Origin of the sequence: Neobacillus solisequens (assembly GCF_051233465.1) — a bacterium.
GTDB lineage: Bacteria > Bacillota > Bacilli > Bacillales > Cytobacillaceae > Neobacillus.
In genome coordinates this window covers 78,919-99,042 of the sequence record NZ_JBKFGJ010000002.1, presented here as the reverse complement: position 1 = coordinate 99,042, position 20,124 = coordinate 78,919, and the positions used below count along the sequence as shown (strand labels likewise).

Annotated in this window: 23 protein-coding genes; 2 read left to right on the top strand and 21 right to left on the bottom strand. The window is 38.8% G+C overall.

Annotated elements, in window-relative coordinates; all coding sequences use genetic code 11:
• Positions 1 to 209 precede the first annotated feature (209 nt).
• From cybH to tatA, 5 genes are all read right to left on the bottom strand, one after another.
• Entirely contained in the window at positions 210 to 1,001 is a 792-nt protein-coding gene (cybH, locus tag ACI3K6_RS00940) for a Ni/Fe-hydrogenase, b-type cytochrome subunit (protein ID WP_435553327.1), read from the bottom strand.
• A gap of 11 nt (positions 1,002 to 1,012) precedes the next feature.
• On the bottom strand, positions 1,013 to 2,734 hold the full coding sequence (locus ACI3K6_RS00935; RefSeq protein WP_335480038.1) for a nickel-dependent hydrogenase large subunit: 1,722 nt from the start codon (positions 2,732 to 2,734) through the stop codon (positions 1,013 to 1,015).
• Positions 2,731 to 3,807: a hydrogenase small subunit gene (locus ACI3K6_RS00930; protein ID WP_435553326.1), complete on the bottom strand. Its 1,077-nt coding sequence runs from the start codon at positions 3,805 to 3,807 to the stop codon at positions 2,731 to 2,733. Before ACI3K6_RS00930 ends, ACI3K6_RS00935 begins: the two co-directional genes overlap by 4 nt.
• A 246-nt stretch (positions 3,808 to 4,053) precedes the next feature.
• Positions 4,054 to 4,791, bottom strand: a complete 738-nt coding sequence (gene tatC, locus ACI3K6_RS00925; protein WP_435553325.1) for a twin-arginine translocase subunit TatC — start codon at positions 4,789 to 4,791, stop codon at positions 4,054 to 4,056.
• A gap of 94 nt (positions 4,792 to 4,885) precedes the next feature.
• Positions 4,886 to 5,080 (bottom strand): twin-arginine translocase TatA/TatE family subunit, encoded by a 195-nt coding sequence (tatA, locus tag ACI3K6_RS00920; RefSeq protein WP_335480031.1) that lies wholly within the window; start codon positions 5,078 to 5,080, stop codon positions 4,886 to 4,888.
• A 321-nt stretch (positions 5,081 to 5,401) separates the two neighbouring features.
• On the opposite strand from tatA, the gene ACI3K6_RS00915 reads away from it, so the two are divergent.
• Complete coding sequence (locus tag ACI3K6_RS00915; RefSeq protein WP_435553324.1) at positions 5,402 to 5,638, top strand: hypothetical protein; 237 nt, start codon at positions 5,402 to 5,404, stop codon at positions 5,636 to 5,638.
• A gap of 31 nt (positions 5,639 to 5,669) precedes the next feature.
• Here ACI3K6_RS00915 and ACI3K6_RS00910 read toward each other — a convergent pair whose 3' ends face one another.
• From ACI3K6_RS00910 to ACI3K6_RS00890, 5 genes are all read right to left on the bottom strand, one after another.
• The gene (locus ACI3K6_RS00910; RefSeq protein WP_335480026.1) at positions 5,670 to 6,401 is read right to left on the bottom strand and encodes a lysophospholipid acyltransferase family protein; all 732 of its coding nucleotides are present in this window, start codon (positions 6,399 to 6,401) and stop codon (positions 5,670 to 5,672) included.
• 20 nt (positions 6,402 to 6,421) lie between these two features.
• Positions 6,422 to 6,907 carry a dihydrofolate reductase gene (locus ACI3K6_RS00905; protein ID WP_435553323.1) on the bottom strand — a complete coding sequence of 162 codons (486 nt, stop codon included), beginning with the start codon at positions 6,905 to 6,907 and terminating at the stop codon, positions 6,422 to 6,424.
• Positions 6,904 to 7,698, bottom strand: a complete 795-nt coding sequence (locus ACI3K6_RS00900; RefSeq protein WP_335480023.1) for a thymidylate synthase — start codon at positions 7,696 to 7,698, stop codon at positions 6,904 to 6,906. Before ACI3K6_RS00900 ends, ACI3K6_RS00905 begins: the two co-directional genes overlap by 4 nt.
• A 51-nt stretch (positions 7,699 to 7,749) precedes the next feature.
• Positions 7,750 to 8,448, bottom strand: a complete 699-nt coding sequence (locus tag ACI3K6_RS00895) for an anthrax toxin lethal factor-related metalloendopeptidase (protein ID WP_435553322.1) — start codon at positions 8,446 to 8,448, stop codon at positions 7,750 to 7,752.
• A 146-nt stretch (positions 8,449 to 8,594) separates the two neighbouring features.
• On the bottom strand, positions 8,595 to 9,200 hold the full coding sequence (locus ACI3K6_RS00890; RefSeq protein WP_435553321.1) for a TerD family protein: 606 nt from the start codon (positions 9,198 to 9,200) through the stop codon (positions 8,595 to 8,597).
• A 132-nt stretch (positions 9,201 to 9,332) separates the two neighbouring features.
• On the opposite strand from ACI3K6_RS00890, the gene ACI3K6_RS00885 reads away from it, so the two are divergent.
• Positions 9,333 to 9,578 (top strand): hypothetical protein, encoded by a 246-nt coding sequence (locus ACI3K6_RS00885; RefSeq protein WP_435553320.1) that lies wholly within the window; start codon positions 9,333 to 9,335, stop codon positions 9,576 to 9,578.
• 41 nt (positions 9,579 to 9,619) lie between these two features.
• Here the strand turns inward: ACI3K6_RS00885 and ACI3K6_RS00880 are convergent, their stop codons facing one another.
• The 11 genes from ACI3K6_RS00880 to ACI3K6_RS00830 all read right to left on the bottom strand — a co-directional run bounded on the left by ACI3K6_RS00880 (position 9,620) and on the right by ACI3K6_RS00830 (position 20,098).
• Positions 9,620 to 10,390, bottom strand: coding sequence for a TerC family protein (locus ACI3K6_RS00880; RefSeq protein ID WP_335480013.1), 771 nt, complete (start codon positions 10,388 to 10,390; stop codon positions 9,620 to 9,622).
• 131 nt (positions 10,391 to 10,521) lie between these two features.
• Complete coding sequence (locus ACI3K6_RS00875) at positions 10,522 to 11,118, bottom strand: YpjP family protein (RefSeq protein WP_435553319.1); 597 nt, start codon at positions 11,116 to 11,118, stop codon at positions 10,522 to 10,524.
• Between the two features lie 87 nt (positions 11,119 to 11,205).
• The gene (locus tag ACI3K6_RS00870; RefSeq protein ID WP_435553318.1) at positions 11,206 to 11,979 is read right to left on the bottom strand and encodes a class I SAM-dependent methyltransferase; all 774 of its coding nucleotides are present in this window, start codon (positions 11,977 to 11,979) and stop codon (positions 11,206 to 11,208) included.
• 52 nt (positions 11,980 to 12,031) lie between these two features.
• Positions 12,032 to 12,466, bottom strand: coding sequence for a BrxA/BrxB family bacilliredoxin (locus tag ACI3K6_RS00865; RefSeq protein ID WP_435553317.1), 435 nt, complete (start codon positions 12,464 to 12,466; stop codon positions 12,032 to 12,034).
• Between the two features lie 56 nt (positions 12,467 to 12,522).
• The gene (locus ACI3K6_RS00860; protein WP_435553316.1) at positions 12,523 to 13,656 is read right to left on the bottom strand and encodes a conserved virulence factor C family protein; all 1,134 of its coding nucleotides are present in this window, start codon (positions 13,654 to 13,656) and stop codon (positions 12,523 to 12,525) included.
• A 167-nt stretch (positions 13,657 to 13,823) separates the two neighbouring features.
• The gene (locus ACI3K6_RS00855; protein ID WP_435553315.1) at positions 13,824 to 15,713 is read right to left on the bottom strand and encodes an ABC-F family ATP-binding cassette domain-containing protein; all 1,890 of its coding nucleotides are present in this window, start codon (positions 15,711 to 15,713) and stop codon (positions 13,824 to 13,826) included.
• Positions 15,714 to 15,715: 2 nt separating this feature from the next.
• Positions 15,716 to 16,360: an HD domain-containing protein gene (locus ACI3K6_RS00850; protein WP_435553314.1), complete on the bottom strand. Its 645-nt coding sequence runs from the start codon at positions 16,358 to 16,360 to the stop codon at positions 15,716 to 15,718.
• An 83-nt stretch (positions 16,361 to 16,443) separates the two neighbouring features.
• Positions 16,444 to 17,292, bottom strand: a complete 849-nt coding sequence (locus tag ACI3K6_RS00845) for a DegV family protein (RefSeq protein ID WP_435553313.1) — start codon at positions 17,290 to 17,292, stop codon at positions 16,444 to 16,446.
• Between the two features lie 55 nt (positions 17,293 to 17,347).
• The gene (locus tag ACI3K6_RS00840) at positions 17,348 to 17,824 is read right to left on the bottom strand and encodes a glutathione peroxidase (protein WP_435553312.1); all 477 of its coding nucleotides are present in this window, start codon (positions 17,822 to 17,824) and stop codon (positions 17,348 to 17,350) included.
• 14 nt (positions 17,825 to 17,838) lie between these two features.
• A complete protein-coding gene (locus ACI3K6_RS00835) occupies positions 17,839 to 18,366 on the bottom strand; it encodes a hypothetical protein (protein ID WP_335479993.1) in 528 nt (175 codons plus the stop codon).
• A gap of 49 nt (positions 18,367 to 18,415) precedes the next feature.
• Entirely contained in the window at positions 18,416 to 20,098 is a 1,683-nt protein-coding gene (locus ACI3K6_RS00830) for a formate--tetrahydrofolate ligase (RefSeq protein WP_435553311.1), read from the bottom strand.
• Positions 20,099 to 20,124 lie beyond the last annotated feature (26 nt).

The following is a 20,124-nucleotide window of genomic DNA, read 5'->3' as shown; positions in this document are numbered from 1 at the left end:
ACAGGACATTGATTTTCTTCCTAGAATTCGCCCACGCACGAAGGAAATGCGTTAGCATTTTCGAGGAGTCTTCGTGCCTTCCTCTCCAATCAACAGGGTACAAAAAATCAACAATGTCGTTTAACGTAGCCATTAAAAAAAAATGGAGTAAGCAACTTCAACAACCCGACTAGGACTATTAAAGTGCATACTCCAATTCAATTTAACCCCTATTTTTCATCCTCTTTTACTGCTTTTTTCGGTTCGGTTTTATAGCCAGTAAACATAGATGAGATTGAACCGCAACGTTCTAGGTAATCATCTCGGAAGGCTAAATATACATGGAGCACGATAAAGAGCATAAAAGCCCACGCTGTCAGATGATGCCATGAACGACTTAAATAGCTATCCCCAAAAATATATGGAACCCAAGCAAACAACTTTGCCCAAATAGTTTCCTTTTGAGGCTCAAAATACATATAAAAACCTGTCACAATGACAATGAAGGATCCAAGATAGTTAAAGATCCAATAGCTTAAAAATGCCAGTGGATTATGACCTACGAAGTGTGGTTTTTTATTTGGCAAGAACAAATAAAATTTGATGGTTTCCCATGTATCCTTCCAGAATACCCAACGAAACGGATTAAATTTGGCAAACTTGTTCCCAACAAAACACCAGAACATCCGATAGATAAAGGCTGCTGTAAACACAAATGCAGTAAAAAAGTGAATGTATCTAACCCAGCCCATCAGATTGGAATAGTAAGCCTCTTCAGGAATGCCTGCTCCTGCAAAGGGTTTCCCTATATAAATTCCTGTTACCATCAAAATGACTATACAGATCGCATTGACCCAATGGTAAAGTCGTACCGGCAAATCCCACACATATGCCTTTACATCATTTTCCATCGTTGTATACTTGATTGGCTCTTCCGGGTGGAATGAATTCTCGCTGTTTTTAATAACTGGTTTTTTAAGGAAGGTTCCCGGCGGCTGGGTCGGTAATTTAGGCGCACCCATTTGTTTCCCTCCTAACCTAAACGAATTTCAGTCGTCTTATTTGTTTCCAAATCGGTTAAGTGAACAGCACATGCAAGACACGGGTCAAACGAATGGATTATTCGTAATAATTCCAATGGCTGTTCTTTGTTTAACAGTGGTGTTCCTTTTAGTGCTGCTTCATATGCACCAATATTATTTTTATGATCTCGAGGCGATGCATTCCAGGTTGTCGGAACAACTGCTTGATAATTTTTGGTCTTTCCATTTTCGATGTCAATCCAATGTCCCAGAGCTCCTCGAGGGGCTTCTAACCAGCCAACCCCTTTAGCACGTTCAGGCCATGTATCTGGATCCCATTTAGTCCTGTCAAAGGTGACCTGGTTGCCGCTCTTGACGTTTTTCAGTAACTCATCCATATCATTTCGCATCCAGTCAGCAATCAAAACTGATTCAAGCCCCCGTGCAACGGTTCGTCCTAGTGCAGATTGCAATGCTGTGATGGGTAGCCCCAATTTTTTCAAGGTATCATCGACAATGCTTACAAACTCATCTTTACCAGATGCATAACCGACCATCATCCTTGCTAATGGACCAGTCTCCATTGGGTGTTCTTTCCACCTAGGAGCCTTCAACCAGCTATATTTCTTATCAGTATCCAATGTTTTGTACGGTGCTTTAGGTCCTGTATAGTTAAATTCAGTTTCACCAACAAATGGGTGCTTTCCTTCTCCACCATCTTTACCGTCATAGGTGTACCAAGAATGATCAATAAATTCTTGGACATGTTTAGGGTCTTTAAGATCTACATCAAGTACTTCGTTCAAATTTCCGTTTAAAATTATACCTCTAGGCATTCTGTAAAGCTTGGTATCGTAAATATCACCAGTCGAGAAATCTCCGTAGCAAAGATAATTATTCAATCCTCCCCCATACGTCCAATCCTTATAGTAAGAGCCGATTGCAAGCAAATCTGGTATGTATACTTGGTTGACAAAATCCCGTGCTTGGTCAATTATTTGGGAAACATGCATCAATCTTTCAGCGTGGACACCATTATCGCTATTAATATCTAGTGGAGTCGCCATACCACCTACCACATAATGTGGGTGAGGGTTCTTTCCACCAAAAATAGTTTGAATTTTTACGACCTCTTTTTGCCAATCTAAAGCTTCCAGATAATGCGCAACAGCCATCAGGTTCACTTCTGGCGGCAGCTTATAGGCTTTATGGCCCCAATAGCCATTAGCAAATATACCCAATTGCCCACTTTGTATTAGTTTCTTTATTTTATTTTGAACATCTGTAAAATAACCGGGAGATGATTTTGGCCAACTTGAGATAGATTGGGCAATTCTTGAAGTTTCAGCAGGATTGGCCTGGGTAGCACTTACAACATCAACCCAATCTAATGCATGTAAATGATAGAAATGCACCACATGGTCATGCAAAAAAACTGTTTGGTTCATAATGTCGCGAATTAAATGAGCATTTCTTGGTATTTTGATGTTTAATGCATCTTCTACTGAACGGATCGCTGCTAGTGCATGAACCGATGTACAAACACCACAAATTCTTTGAATATATGCCCAAACATCCCGTGGATCGCGATCCCTAACTATTAATTCAAGACCGCGAACAGCAGTTCCTGAACTGAAGGCGTCTTTAATTACACCTTTTTCATCAATATCAACTTCAACCCGAAGATGACCTTCGATTCTTGTTATCGGGTCTACAACAATTCGTTCACTCATTCTTCTGCACCCCGCTTGTCGTCTATCTTTTTCTTGATCACTGTTCCTGCAGCATGCACAGTTACACCAGCCGCCGCCAAACCAACAACGGCTGCTCCTACGCTATCCGGATTAATTGTTGTCTGTGTACCTGGAATTTTCGCTCTTCTTGTATATAGCGGGCCATTATCCCAGAAATCTTTCTCCGAACAGCCAATGCAAGGATTACCGGATTGAATGGGATAACTTACTCCCCCACTCCAGCGCATCTCAGCACAAGAGTTGTAAGTCGTGGGTCCTTTACAGCCTACCTTATATAAGCAATAGCCTTGTTTAGCACCTTCATCATCAAAGGATTCAACAAACAGACCGGCATCAAAGTACGCACGTCGGTTACATTTATCGTGGATGCGGTGACGGTAAAATGCTTTTGGTCGACCGAATTGATCTAATTCAGGCAACTTACCAAATGTAATAATATGGGCTATCACACCTGTCATTACTTCGGCAATAGGAGGGCATCCCGGTACAAGGATAGTTGGAGTATTTTTCACATAGCTGGTGACAGATTTGGCACCTGTAGGATTTGGATGTGCCGCGGGTATACCCCCCCAGGAAGAACAGGATCCATAAGCAATAATCGCCATGGCACCTTCTGCCATTTTCAGAAATGTGTCTTTAGCAGATTTACCTGCTACCATTAAAAAAGAGTCATCTTCAGGAATGCTTCCTTCAACAGCTAGTACGTATTTTCCTTTATAATCTTTTAATACTTGTTCCATTGAAGCTTCCACTTGATGACCTGATGCTGCTGAAAGTACCTCAGAATATTCAAGTGAAATCATTTCTAATAAAACGCTTTCTGTTTTCGGCTGTGATGAACGAATAAATGATTCAGAACAGCCTGTGCAATCTTGGAATTGGAGCCAAACTACTGGTACTCTTGTTTTTGTTTCCATCGCTTTTACAACTTGATCGGATTGTGTAAATTCAAGTCCTAGCGTAGCAGCAAGAGCTGTACACATTTTCAAAAAGTCACGACGGCTAAAACCGTGTTCTATCGCGGCCTCATATACAGTCTTCTGTCTTTTCATCCGCTTTCCCCCCACTTATATGGAAATATAGTCCAAAACTAGATTTCAAGGCAATTGTAGTATAATTTTGGTTCTTTCGTCTTGAATTTTCAAAAAAAGACACAAAGTATCCTTATCTTTGTTTCAATGTTATAAATAGTGTTTAAGTTGATAATGTTGATTGACTGAAGATATGATGCCACTATAGTAGTGTTTTGAGCATTAAAAAAGACCTTAAGAGATGATAATCCCCTAAGATCTTCTAACTTACGCTTCTATTAATTCTTCTTCCTCATTCTGCTGTTTTTTTAAACGTTTTCGATATACAAACTTCGATAGATTAATACTAATTTCGTATAAAAGCAATAATGGTACGGTAACAACAAAGTCAGACATAAAATCCGGTGGTGTAATCACAATTGCAATAATCACAAGGACGAAATAAGCATATTTACGTACCTTCGATAATATAAACGGATTGATGATTCCTAAAGAAGTTAAAAACATAACCACCACTGGCAATTCGAATAATACTCCAAACGGAATGGTCATATTCATAATAAAGCTAAAGTACCGTTCTGCGGTAAAGTTTGTAACGAACATGTCCTGACCGATTTTTACCAAAAAATCCAGAACCATCGGAAATATTACAAAATACCCAAAGGCAAGACCAATGATAAATAGAAAAAATAATGCTGGTACATACGATAAAGTAATTTTTCTTTCCACCGGTTTCAAGGCCGGCCTGACAAACAGCCAAATTTGGAAAGCTAAAACAGGAATTGTTCCAGCAATGGCCACCACGGTAGCCAGCATAAAATAAATCCACATGATATCACTGGGACCAAGCACCATTAATTTGGTACTACCCACAAACCATCGATAAATATCATCTACATAAATAAAGCCAACTATAAAAAACAAAACAAAAGCAACAGCGGAAATGATGATTCGTTTCCGGAGTTCTTCTAAATGATCAACCAATTGTAATTCTTTATCTTCCATTTATTTCCCCTGCCAATTTCAATGGTAAGAAAGTAGTCTATCCTTAAACATATTTTTAAGAAGAAAAAGGTGCAAGACACGGAATCTTACACCCTTATTTTGTCAACTTTTTCTTTTCATCATCTATTTCACTCATAACGTCATCTGTAAGTTCGCGTGTAGACTTTTTGAATTCCTTTAAAGTTTGTCCAAAAGCTTTACCGATTTCCGGAAGTTTTTTGGGTCCAAAGATAATCAATGCAAGTGTTAAGATTAAAATTAATCCAGGTACGCCAATATTTGAAAACATTGAAATACATCCCCTTCAATTTAGAAGTAACTTCTACTAAGATTATAGTATTGAAAAAACTTTTTGCATAATTTATTTGAGATAATTCATAGTAATTTCACAATATTAAATAAAAATAACGTATTTGTGATATTTTTCATTTCGTTTTACTGCCTGCCAATCTCTATAACAATTTAACAGCAACCCCATTATTAGTCAACCTAAAAATTACGATTGAATATTTAATATATTTTGACTACATATGCATTCATACATATAATCAGACCGCCATACGCATAATATATAGAAAATTCTGAATTTGAATGATTGGATGTGAATTGGATGGAATTTTCACTCTTCAGCTTTGATGGGGCCCTACCTGTTGAAGTAACCATTGATGATGACAATGGAAGATATACCATTCGCAAGAGCGACCGAAGTGGAGAATACTTCAACAGTTCTAAGGAACTGATCACATGGGTAAAGACCCATTTCCGCGAGGAGGAATTTCGCCATCGCCATGAATTCCATAGCATGATCGCTGCATTAACAGAATACGAAACGAACGGAAAGTTTTAATGAAAAAGCATCAGACGTGTCTGATGCTTTTTTATGATACCATACCATGGTCATCAAGATTTCTAATCACGATTTGGCGAACATTTTCCGCTAATTCTTTCAAATCCAAATTTGCATATACTTGTGGATTGATAGGTTGACCAATCGTTATCGTAATAGTCGCAGGACGAATGAATCTGTTATTTTTTTCAAATACGTCTGATGTTCCTTTTATTGAAATCGGTACAATTGGAACTCCTGCATCCTTGGCTAAGTGAAAACTGCCAGTTTTAAATGGAGATATAGGTCCACCTTTACTTCTCGTTCCTTCCGGGAAGATTAAAATCGAATGGCCCCTTTTTAACATAGCTGCTCCTTCTCGAATCGAATTAACAGCTTGTCTACGATTCCTTCGATCCAGAAAAATGCAATTCATAACTTCCATCCAAGAAGAAAGGATTGGAACCTTCATGACTTCCATCTTTGAAACAAATCCAAATGGTTTATTAATATACCCAAGGAGCGAAGGTACATCAAAATCGCCCTCATGATTGGCAACAAATACTACTGGTCCATCCGGAATAAATTCCTGTCCTTCCACACTAACCCTTGATCCTGTAATTTTCATAATGGTTCGTGACCACATTTTCGGTACTTTATGTATTAGTAAATCTCTTTCAGAAACTGGTATATTCTTGGACAGTCTTTTCATCTTCCTTAAAGTTGGAATGCTATAAATCAAATAACCGCTCATATATAAAAAGCACGTGATTAATCTAACCATGAAGTCTACCTCTCCTAATTTTACTTCCGGTCATAGATACTAAATTCATACTTGTAGGGATTTTTTTCGTCTGTTTTCCCTTTTTCAGAAGAGATGAGTTTCCAATCCTCCCAATTAAATTCCGGAAAAAATGTATCCCCATCAAATTTCTCATGAATCTTGGTAATGTACAGACGGTCAGCATAAGGAAATAATTCTTTAAAAATTTCCGCACCGCCAATCACAAAGATCTCGTCTTCTCGACCCTTACTAGCCGTCAAAAACTCCTCAATAGAATGAAAAACCGTGCATCCCTCACACTCAAGTTCTGCCTGTCTAGTGATCACCATATTTTCTCTGCCAGGAAGAATCCTGCCTATCGATTCATGCGTCTTTCTCCCCATTGCAATAGGGTGCCCCATGGTAACACGTTTAAAAAATTTCAAATCCTCCGGTAAATGCCAGGGCAATTGGTTTTCCTTTCCAATCACCCTGTTTTCATCCATCGCTACTATATAGGAAATCATACACTCACGACTCCTTTAATGTGCGGATGTGGATCATAATTTTCCAGCGTAAAATCTTCAAACTTATAGGAAAAAATATCTTTTACCGCAGGATTTATTTTTAAAATTGGTAATGCACGTGGTTCTCTGCCTAATTGAAGCTTAACTTGCTCTAAATGGTTTTGGTAAATATGGACATCACCAAATGTATGAATAAATTCACCAGGCTCTAAATCGCAAACTTGGGCAATCATCATCGTCAGTAGAGCATAGGATGCTATATTAAATGGAACGCCAAGAAACACGTCCGCAGAGCGTTGATATAATTGACAGGAAAGCTTTCCTTCAGACACATAAAATTGAAACATGCAATGACATGGCGGTAATGCCATGTTATCAATTTCGGCCACATTCCAGGCATTGACAATCAGACGTCTAGAATTAGGATTTGTTTTAATTTGATTGATTAACTCGGATATTTGATCAACAGTTTTTCCATTGGCACCTGTCCATGAGCGCCATTGATGTCCATAAACCGGTCCAAGCTCACCGTTTTCATCAGCCCATTCATTCCAGATTCTGACACCATGGTCTTGCAGATACTTCACATTAGTATCACCATTTAAAAACCATAGTAATTCATGGATGATGGATTTTAAATGAAGTTTTTTTGTTGTTAATAAAGGAAATCCTTCCTCCAAGTTAAATCGCATTTGATATCCAAAAGTGCTAATCGTTCCAGTTCCTGTCCGATCGCCTTTGACGGTGCCATGTTCAAGAACATGCTTGCATAAATCTAGGTATTGCTTCAATTTAGTCACACTCCTTGCTGTGTTTCATATCTTAACATTTTACCATAACTTTTAGAGTATGTTTTCGAAAAATTTATATGTGTTTGGTGCCTTTATTTTAAGTTCATTTTTTGAATCTTTATTTAAATAATACATCGCAAATGTCTCAGCAAAATATTCCTCTTGGTAATTGAAATAGCTGTTTCCGGGGAACAACTGGTCGTGCTCTTTTTCCCAAATATCATGAAACTCCTGTTTTTGACTAGTATCATCATAGACATAATGGTCAATAGAATGGGCCAGTTCATGAAGTTCCAAATTGATGGAACCATGTCCTTTACCTTGTTCACTGCAGCCTATTTTGACAAGAACTACCTCAGACCCACCAACACCGGGGACATCATCCCAGGTTGTTTTTGTTTGATAGCCTCTAGGAATTTGTCCGCTTAAAGCACTTGCAGTTGGATTATCCGTTAGTTTTCCTGTGAACAATTTTAATGTGATTCCTTTGTTATCTATATCCTGTAACAAAGAAGGTGGCAATTCATTGATCCGATTAATGATATTTGCTGCTTCCCTCTGATTGAAATGTTGCCTAGGAAGCACAATGATGTCATTCAAAGATCTAGAGTAATTTGGTGTGATAGACTGATAGAGTACAGAGTTCCTTGAAAAATCCCCCAGCAAAATCCCGTCATATGATGCTTGGGATGTTGATATAAAAAAAAGGAACGAGCAAGTGATGATAAATAATCCAAACCATTTACGCATGCTAATTCCTCCACATATACAGTTTTATATAGTATTATAGCATGTTAAGAAGCCAGTTTAAGATGATTTTAATAGGCAAAGCTGGAAATAAAAGTAGAGAAAACAAAATATAAGCTGTCCATTGAAGACAGCTTACAAATCTACCATTATCCATATATTCTAACTACCTCACTTAGATTGGCAGCCCTTATCCCCTCTCCAATCGCTGAAAATTCCCATGAAGTTTCATCTCGATATAATTCACCGACAAGGAGGCTTGTTTTTTCAGCAAAATCCTCGGTAATATTAAAATGAAGTAATTCCTGCTGATTTGTCGCATTAACAATCTTTATAAATGCATTTTTTATCATTCCAAAATGCTGCTGCCTTTTGATTGGTTCATAAATAGTAACGACAAACACTAATTTTTGAATAGTAGATGGAACTTTGTTTAGGTCAATTTTAATACACTCATCTTCTCCTTCTTCCGAACCAGTTAGACTATCGCCCGAATGTTGTACACTTCCATCATGGCTGCTTAGATTTCCAAAATAAATGACATCTTTGTTTTGCAAAAGCCGATCGTTCTTTCCAAGCATGATGACAGATGCGTCACAGTCGATATTAGGCATATCTCCAATCCCAAATAAAGCTCCAAATAATCCTCCATTATTTAGGACCGGATTCCAACCTAAACTGACAATAATCTCAGATAAACCAGGGTTTCTTTGGGTTAAATTTACTCGTTGACTTCTTTGTAAATTAATAGCCATTTTTATCACCCCAATAGTTTTTTCCTATTCCTTTCAAACAATAGACATGAAAATGTTACGTCTGCTGCTTTTATCACATTCTGACTTGTACCCGCATATATTTGAGTACAACTATGCTAAGTAGGTGCTTCTATGAGATTTTTATATAAACGACCGAAAATGGAGGCAGTTCAGGAAGAACTGAATACAGTATTAGAGGTATTGGGTTCTGAAGTGTTTGTATTTCTTGATTTTATTCTCTTCAGTATTATTTTAACATTACTTTTAGTGCCTGTATTGAAATCGCTTGCAGTTTCAATTATATTTTTTATTATTTGTTACAGCTTTTTGTCTACCCTATATATTTTTGTCGTCAGCCGTTTAGGTAAGAAGAGATAAAAAAGGCAAATCTCATTTTCTCTATGAAATTTGCCTTTTTTTTAATAATTCTTTTTTACATTCTTTTTCCGGTTCAAAAAGTGCACAATAAAGGTAGCTCCAAAAGTGACGATTAAAATGAGAAAGAAGGTTATGTGATGTATTTCAATATGAAAAACGGTTAAGAACATCTTTATAGAAATGATCATGATTAAGACATAAGCTGCTGTTTCAAGTTCCGGAATCTTGTCAATCAAGGATAAAAATATCCCGGCTACCCCACGCATCATTAAAACCCCAAGCATTCCGCCAATGAGCAATACCCAAATTTCATCGCTGATTCCAAAAGCAGCCAGCACGCTGTCCACTGAAAAGGCTACATCCATCAATTCAACAGATGCAACTGTTCCCCAAAACGTTCCAAAAAGGCGAATAAGCAGACCGCTCTGATCCAATCCCTCGGCCTCAGGTTCTTTATCAGTTCCAGTCTTTCGTTTATCCAAAAAGTATTTAATTGATAGCCAGGACAAGTAGGCTGCTCCCAGCACCTTGATCCACCAGAATTTTATTAAGTATACCCCGATGCCAATCGCGATAAAGCGAAAAGCGTATGCCCCCAACAAACCATAGAAAAGCGCCTTTTTTCGTTTCTCGGGTTGCAAATGTTTGACCATGACAGCCAGTACGAGAGCATTATCAGCTGAAAGGAGTCCCTCCAATATCACCAATGTACCTATCAGCCCCCAAGCAACCGGATCCGTTAATACTTCCTTCCACATATGTAAATCAAAAAAGCCTGCGTATGTTTCAATGATTCCTTGAAAGACTGACATAAAGATGCGCCTCCATCAATACGATTACATCCCGTAAAAAGACCCAGCTCGTCACTGGGTCTCTAGTAGGTAGATTAATAGTATATTTACGAGTATATCTTAAAAAAGTTTCATTTATAAACGATAAAATTTTAGCTCATCCATTTTGGAGGTATATTTTTATCCCAATAAATTGAGCCAAGCTCATGATGGACTTGAAAATGATCAAAACAAGTATGATAATGAAAGTTAAACCAATACCCAGCATGTGGTGGGTGATCCCGTCTCACATGAAATCGAAGAATATCTTTACCTGTAACACGATTTTTCACGTTAAAAATTTTTTCCGACATTCCCGCACCAGGTTGTTCCGTAATCGTCAAATTTTTCAAATCCTCTTGGGGAAATTGAGCAGCAGTTTCAGCAATTGCTAAGTCAATTTTAGGCAAAATAATATCACGAAATTCATTTTCAATAACAGGCTTAATTTTACTGCCAAATTTTTGATAGGATTGTTCTTCCGCCTGTTTCACTAGCTCGTCAACAAACTCTTCTCTATCAAAATCGGAATCTTCTTCAATATAACTTTCCAGATGAACATAATTCGTTTCAGAAGTAGGTACTTCTAAAACGTCCTGATCAACTGGAGTCTCCGCATTAACTGAATTCATTAGTTGTGTTGGTGTAACCAAACCAAAAGTAAGAATCGATATGATGACAAAAAGCGATTTACGGAGCCACTTGTTCATTGCTTTCACCTATTTTTTCAAAATTTACTTTCATAATTGATTATACTGTTTTTTTCTTAAGAAAAGATTAATTTATTAAAAATGAAATTATTTTTTAATAATTCCATAATGGAATTTTGCCGATTTTCTTTGAATCACTTCGAAGCCGTATTGATGGAATCGTTCACTCCTATAATGGTCCTTTAAAATAACCCTTTTTTTTGCCACTCTTTTGGCATGTAAAATCACTTCTGGGCTAAGGTCATCATGAAGGGCCAAGCGTGCAAGTGGCTGTAATCCTACTGACCCCTCAATGCTTTCTTCAAACATTGGATCAAAATAAACACAGTCAAATGATTTATCTGGAAGACCAGTTAAGTAATCTATAGCTTTAGTATGGATGACCTTTATTCTTCTCATGGCAGCATTGATCGCTTCAACCCCTGAGTCCCATGATTGAAGTCCTTCGCTGACAAGGTACGCGAGATATTTATTTCCCTCTGCCCCCACTACTTGACCGTCATCGCCAACTAGGTAGCTGGCAACTGCGGCATCGGATGCTAACCCCAATGTACAATCGAGTAATGTCATTCCCTTAGAAAGATCAGCAGCTTCTGCAAAAGGATCATGTTCTCCGTTTATAAGACGTTTAATACGGAACATGGCGGAATTGGGATGAAAGAAAAAGGGTTCTGTGCTCCCCGTTTCATGTAACTCTAGTCGGTCCTTCCCCACCACGATACAATGGCTGTCCTTCTCATTTTGAAGCAGACTGATAGACTTCTTTCTACGGGGAACATAAGGTATTTCAAGTGTTTCTGCCACACCAATAGCAGTTTCGATCAAGTGTTGATTTGTCCTCCCTGATGTTGTCACAAACATGTAAGATCCATCCTTTTTAAAAAGAAAGAGACGAAAAAATCGTCCCGTTTCTTTAGCAATTGGCTTCAAGAGCGCCTTTTAAATTTTCCATTACAACTTCCATTGGCATACCTTCAATATTATGCCGCGGAATAAAATGTACGACTTCCTTACCTTTAAGTAAAGCCATAGAAGGAGAAGATGGTTCAATTCCTTCAAAATATTCTCGCATTTTTGCAGTAGCTTCCTTATCTTGACCCGCAAAAACAGTTACGAGATGATCCGGTTTTTTCTCACTGTTTAATATTGCTTGAGTAGCAGCAGGTCGAGCTAATCCAGCTGCACAGCCGCACACAGAGTTCACGACAACCAGTGTGGTCCCTGTTACATTTTCCATAAAGTTTTCTACTTCATCAGCAGTTGTCAGTTCTGCAAATCCCGCTTTTGTCAATTCTTCACGCATCGGTGTAATAATTTGTTTCATGTACTCTTCGTATGCATTTGACATATTCATTCACTCCATTTCTGTTATATAGAATACTATAAGCTAGTATTTTTGCAAAATTACTCTTCCCTTTGTCTGGCTTCGGTCATTTGCTTCCAGACCGACCCTTTGGCTTCTTCTCCACCCGCAATTCGCTCAATTGCCATTTTCACTTGCAAACTAACCTCAAATTCAGGATCATTTTCTGCTGCTTTTAAAGCAGGAAGGGCTCGTTCATCACCGACCTCATATAAAAACATCGCAGCACGCCATCGAACCAACTTACTGGAGTCTTTGAGAGCTTTAGACATTTCAGGTATTGCTTCAGGAAATCCTAAATCGGACAAGCAATCCCCTGCTGTTCGACGGACTGTAACAGATTTGTCTCTTAATGCCTTATATAGAAGAGGCAAAACATCTTGATCCTCAATCATGCCTAAGTACACGGTGGCAAGGCGCCGAATGGACGGTTTTTCATCCGCTAAGGCCTTTTCTAAAATTGGCAGATCAGTCAATTCCGGATCGTCCATTTGCTCAAGTAGACGATAACGGCTTTGCCATTCAGGATTGCTTAAATCTTCTGCTGAAATTTTGATGCGTTTCTTCATTGGTTTTATTTGGTTAAACGATTCCGTTGTTTGGGCTTTCTGTACTAACTCTTCTAGTCTTTCAAGCGGATAGGCTGCAATCAATTCCTCTACAATTTCAATTCCGATTTGGTCCATTTCACCATATCTGACTCCTTGATTTTTCCACTTTCGAAGTAAGATATAGTTGTCCTCTGGAAGCTGCGCCCTTTCCCTAGCCTTTAAAAATTCTTCTGGCATTCCAAAGCGTTTTTCCGATGTTCCATCAGTCAATTTCACTTGAAGAGGAATGTCTTTAAATATTTGGACCTCGACTTTTATCTCACCGTAATGTTCATTAACTTTATTATGATCGGGTGCCTCTTGTGCTTTTTCTCCAAATGCCTGTCGGACCTTTGGTAGAATCTCTTTCCAATCATATTTGGCGTTCCGCTCAACGGCCAGGAAATCTGCGACATGATACACTCCTTTAATACCTTCAATCTGAAGAATAGATTGAATGACCGGAGGGGCATCTGCTGATGTTTCTTTCTTATAATTATGACTCTTCCCCATCGGAAGCTCCTGATCCAGATTGATTTTCATCGTATTTGGACTTGGGGTAGGTTCGATCGATTTCATTTTCATGTTATCACCTATTTATGTGCTTTCTCATTTACAAGTTTAACATATTGGCGATGGTTCATTCATGTGAAAAGCCTCGTTTTATGATACTCGTATTACCTGTTTGTTCAAATGCTATATTATATAAGTTGAAATACCAATAAAAGAGTGCGCCATCCGGCACACTCTCTTTATTCATTCTCAGCCAACTCGGCCAAATAAGACCACCGTTCAATTAAATATTCCAGTTTTTCGTTTAATTCCCTCTCTTGCTTCATCAATTCCTGCAATTTTGTAAAATCACTGCCTGCTGTAGCCATTTCCGCTGTAACTTCTTCCAATTTCGCTTCGGTATTGGCGATGACTTCATCCATTTCGCTCCATTCTTTCTTCTCCTTATAGCTCATTCTTTTCTTCTTTTCTTTTTCAGGAGCTTTTGGTACTGAAACTGATACTGTCACGTTTTTTGGGGCTTCCTTCAGTGACTCTTTTTCTAGAAACTCACTATAATTTCCATAAAACGAATCTATTTTTCCTTCGCCTTGCAACACTAATAATTGCTCAACCACTTTATCTAAGAAGTACCGATCGTGGGAAACGGTAATGACAACTCCTGGGAATTCGTCTAAATAATCTTCGAGAACCGTTAGTGTCTGTGTATCAAGATCATTGGTCGGTTCGTCCAATAATAGCACATTGGGTGCTGTCATCAGGATTTTCAACAGGTACAAACGGCGCTTTTCACCGCCAGAAAGCTTGCGAATTGGCGTTCCGTGAGTAAAGGACGGAAAAAGAAACCGTTCAAGCATTTGGGCAGCTGAAATTGATTTACCATCTGATGTTTCCACAATTTGCGCTGTTTCCTTAATATACTCAATCATCCGCTTGTTTTCATCCATATCCTCGCCTTCTTGCGTGTAATAAGCGATTTTAACCGTTTGTCCCATGTTAAATTCGCCCTCATCAAGCGGCATTCGTTTAGCGAGAATGTTTAACAATGTAGATTTTCCTGTACCATTTTTCCCGATTATTCCGATTCTGTCACCAGGCTTTACGAGCAAGTCAAAATGACTGAGGATGATTTTCGCATCATATCTCTTGGAAGCATCTTTTAATTCAAAGACCTGCTTGCCTAGACGGCTTCCCGATAATGAGATATCCATTTTTTCAGTAGTAGAACGGCCTCCGGATACTTTTTCATCCAACTCCTCAAAGCGTTGAATTCTTGCCTTTTGTTTCGTTGTCCGCGCTTTGGCGCCGCGTCTTATCCATTCCAGTTCACGCCTAAAAAGATTTTTTCGTTTTTCATAGGTAGCCGCTTCGTTTTCCTCACGAATAGCTTTGGCCTCCAGAAAGGCCGCATAGTTTCCCTGATAGCTGAAGAGATTGCCGCCATCCAATTCAAAAATCCGGTTTGTCACCCGATCCAAAAAATAACGGTCATGTGTTACTAATAGAATGGAACCTTTATACCGGGTCAAATATTCCTCCAGCCACTTCACGGCTTCGAAATCAAGATGGTTTGTCGGTTCATCCAAAATTAATAAATCCGGTTCGGCTATTAATACCTGTGCTAATGCTACACGTTTCTTTTGACCGCCGGAGAGCTGACCAACCTTTTGCGTAAAATCCTCAATCCCGAGTTTCGTTAAAATGGACTTAGCATTGGTGCTGACATCCCAGGCATCCAGAGCATCCATTTGTTTTTGCATACGGAATAAATCCTCTTGAACTTTGCTATCGTTCGGAGCAGAATTCAACTTTATTAAAGTATTTTCATATTCGCGCATCAACTTTAAGATCGGTGCATCACCATGAAACACCTGTTCAAGGATTGTTCTGTCTGTATCAAAATCCGGTTGTTGATTTAAGTAGGTAATAGAGTAATCTTTTCCGGCAATAATTTGACCATCATCAGACTGGTCTAAACCGGCGACAATTTTCAATAATGAAGATTTACCTGTTCCATTAACCCCAATCAAGCCGACCCGCTCTTTTTCGCCAATTGTAAATCCAATATGATCAAACAATTGTTTCTCTCCATATGTTTTCGATACATTTTCGACTGTGAGCATTTTCATGACTACTTACCATTCCATTCTTGAAAAAATTGGTTTAAAAAGAGTTGCATCATTTGCTGTTTGCTTCGTGCCATTTTTTTAGCACTATCCGTGTTTAAAAGATCCTTTAATTTTAACAGTTTTTCATAAAAATGATGAATGCTCGTCGATTTCCCTTTTCGATATTCTTCTAGAGTCATTCCCTCTCTTACTTTTATTTCGGGGTTATAAATAGGCTGTCCCTTTTTACCTCCATACGCAAATGCACGGGCTATTCCAATAGCGCCAATTGCATCCAACCGATCGGCATCCTGGACGATTTCTGCTTCAATGGATTCTAATTTTGCGAAATTACCTCCTTTGAATGAAATCGTTGAGATGATTTGCTTAATTTGACTTTTTTCACCAGCAGTTAGTGATATTGATTGTAAAAAGTTCTCAAGTTTTTGCTCGCCTTTTTCAATACTTTCATTGATTTTTTCATCTGGGATATCATGAAGGAGGGCCGCCATTTCCACGATAAACGGGTCTCCAGCTTGTTCCTCTTTGCATATATGTAAAGCATTTCGTCTGACTCTGTCAACATGGTACCAATCATGTCCAGTCGAATCTTCACTCAATTCATGACGGACAAATTCTTCTGTTTGTTTAATGATGTGATCTTTCACTTCATAGCACCTGCCTTTATCCTAGCTATTTTATCATGAAGTCAAAAAAAAGCCCACGGGATAAACCGTGGACACCTCTTAAATTAAGTCAAATTATTAAACCAACTAATACCCAATGTGTTTTCTCCGGCATGCACTCCGATCACAGCTCCTAATGGTGATGTTGAAACCTGTAACTCCGGATATTCAGCCTGCAGTTCCTGTTGCCATTCTTTTGCCTGTTCCTGATGCAATCCATATAAAATATAAACCTCTTTAAAATGATGTTTTCCATAGGATTGCTTAAAGTAATCAAGAATTTTTTCCTTCGCCTTTTTCTCACTGCGGACTTTTTCCTTTACAAATAGGGCACCTTGATCAAAAGCTATAATCGGTTTCACATTCAACATACTGCCAAGAAAAAATTGCAAGCCAGTTAATCTTCCGCCGCGATGAAGTTGCTCGAGACTTCCCACAAGGACGTAAGTCTCGTTGGTGTCTCGATACGCAGTTAATGTTTCGATCACGGAGTTAAGGCTGTTACCGGCTTCTAGTAATTCCATTCCCTTTTTTAATAATGCAGCCATTGGCATGGTTAAGATATTCGAGTCAAAAGTGACAACCGGAATCTCAACTAATTTTGCAGCCTGCTCACTGGATGAGACAGTTCCGCTTAATTTCCCTGAGAGCAGCACAGCAACGATTTGATCGTAGTCTTTTGATAATTGTTCGTATAATGCTTGGAATGCACCTACAGAAGGCTGGGACGTCTTTGGCGGTGATTTTACCTGTTTTAGTCGTTCAAAAAGCTGCTCCGGTGTCAACTCAATCCCATCAGCGTAGGATTCACCATCAAGGATGACAGAAAGAGGAACTGAGTAAAGGTCTGGATGATTTTTCAATTCTTCATCCAAAAATGCCGTACTGTCAGTTACCCAAGCCGTTTTTGCCAATTACATCCTCCCCTTAATTTTTATCGTAAAAACAACCATCTCCACCGCCGATATTCTACAGTAAGGCTTCAATATCTTTAGTCAGTTCACTTGGCTTAGTATTTGGAGAGTATCTCTTTACAACATTTCCTTTAGAATCCACAAGAAACTTAGTAAAATTCCATTTCACCATACTCATGCCAAGCAATCCAGGTGTTTGTTTCTTGAGATAGTCAAATAACGGATGAGTATAGACGCCATTTACATCTACTTTTGCAAACATGGGAAATGTCACCCCGTAGTTTGTTTCACAGAATGATTTAATTTCCGCTTCCTCTCCGGGTTCTTGGCTCATGAATTGGTTGCATGGAAATCCCAAGACAGTCAAGCCCTTATCTTTGTATGTTTCATAAAGTCCTTGCAGATCTTTATATTGAGGTGTGAATCCGCATTTACTTGCTGTGTTTACAATTAATAAAACTTTACCTTCAAATTCCTTCAATGATACTTCGTTTCCATCAATTGTTTTTGCTCGAAACTGATAAATTGACATCTTGGTCCTCCTAATCATTGACCGTCCAGGAAATTTTGCAACTGTTGAAGAGTGATGACCATGAATTCGGTCATTTCCACCAAGTCTTCCATTTGTTCTTCCTTGATCAGTCTATCAAAATCGATCATTATCCTATTTTTTACTATTGGCTGCTTGCCTAAGGGATTATATTCTACAGTTTGTTTCATAATCCTTGTTTCTCCCCAGACTTTTTTTAAAATTACCTCAACCGTTTGGAAATTTTCGATATTATCTTCGAGTTCCATGGTGAATTGCAGGCGAACAAAACAGCCAGCATTCTTTTCCGCTACTGTATCAGGCAGAAGTTCTGCAGCTAAATTTAAGATACCAGTTTCTAGCTCCATCTTCGCTTCCATTTTGCTATTAGGCAGAGAAAAGCTGACGGAAAACAAACGCGCCATTTTCGCTAAATTGTGCCAATCATTTCGATCAGTAATAACGATGGTTCCCTGCATATCAAAATCATAAAGGGCTCCTTCAATGACGACTTTCATATTATCAAAAGCAGTTGGATCAAACATAAAGCACCTCCAAATAAAAGAAATCGGCGAAATAGCCGATTTCTGCTAACTAGAATAGTCCTACCGCATTTCCATTTTCATCAACATCCATATTTAAGGCAGCCGGCCTCTTAGGTAGTCCTGGCATGGTCATAACCTCACCTGTTAAGGCAACAATAAATCCGGCACCAATAGAAGGCTTAAATTCTCTAATTGTGATGGTAAAGTCAGATGGTCTGCCAAGTTTTGAAGGATCATCTGATAAAGAGTACTGGGTTTTTGCCATACAAATGGCCAAATGGGACCAGTCAAATTTTTCAAAATCAAGTAACTGTTTCTTGGCTTTAGGTGAAAACTCCACATCTTTTCCACCATAGACTTTTTGAACAATCGTCCTCACTTTATCTTCCAACGAATCTGATAATTCATAAAGTGGTTGAAATTTATTTTCGCCTTTTTCAATGATTTCTAATAGCTTATTAGCCAATTCTATTCCGCCTTCGCCGCCTTTTTCCCAAACTTCTGTCAAAGCAACGGAAACATTTTCTCGCTGGCACCATTCTAATAAGGTCTTTACCTCAAGATCGGTATCCGTTATAAATTTATTAATGGCAACGACGACAGGAAGACCAAAACTTTTAATCGTTTCAATATGCCTTTGAAGATTAGCAAATCCAAGGGTCAATGCTTGGATGTTCTCCTTAGCCAGTTCAGTTTTAGGAACACCGCCATGCATTTTCAACGCCCGGATGGTAGCCACAACGACAACAGCCTCCGGTTTTATACCAGCACTCCGGGACTTAATATGTAAAAATTTCTCAGCCCCCAAATCTGCACCAAACCCCGCTTCAGTAATCACATAGTCAGCCAATTTTGAAGCAGCAAGGGTGGCTATCACACTATTACAGCCGTGTGCAATATTGGCAAACGGTCCGCCGTGAATCAGGGCAGGAGTATGTTCAATCGTTTGAACGAGATTTGGCTTAATCGCATCTTTTAATAGTAACGTTAATGCCCCTTCAACCCCTAAATCACCTACTGTTACAGGCTCCTTATTATAGTTATAGGCAACAACGATACGGGACAAACGCAGTTTTAAATCTTTGATATCCGTTGCTAAACATAAAACTGCCATTATCTCAGAGGCTACGGTAATATCAAAACCATCTTCTCTTGGAACGCCTTGTAATGGTCCCCCGAGGCCGATGATTACCTTTCTTAGCGCACGATCATTTAAATCAACAGCTCGTTTCCATACAATCCTGCGTTGATCGATATTAAGTTCATTTCCTTGCTGAAGATGGTTATCGAGTAAAGCTGCAAGTGCATTATTTGCCGCAGTAATGGCATGGAGATCACCTGTGAAATGGAGATTAATATCTTCCATTGGCAATACTTGTGAATAGCCGCCTCCCGTTGCACCACCCTTTATCCCCATCGTTGGTCCTAAAGAAGGCTCACGCATGGCAATCATGGCTTTTTTTCCAATTCGGTTGAAGGCATCTCCCAGTCCGACTGTAACGGTTGACTTCCCCTCACCTGCAGGAGTAGGGCTGATTGCTGTTACTAAAATAATTTTTCCGCTTTTATTTGTTTTTATTTTTGCCAGTGCTTCGTTCGATAGCTTCGCTTTATATTTCCCAAAAGATTCAATATCGTCCTCATCCAAACCAATGTTTTTGGCGATTTCAACGATAGGTTTCATTTTTGATGCTTGAGCAATTTCAATATCTGACTTAACTGATGTCTTCATTAGCAAAATATTCCCCCGCATTCTGA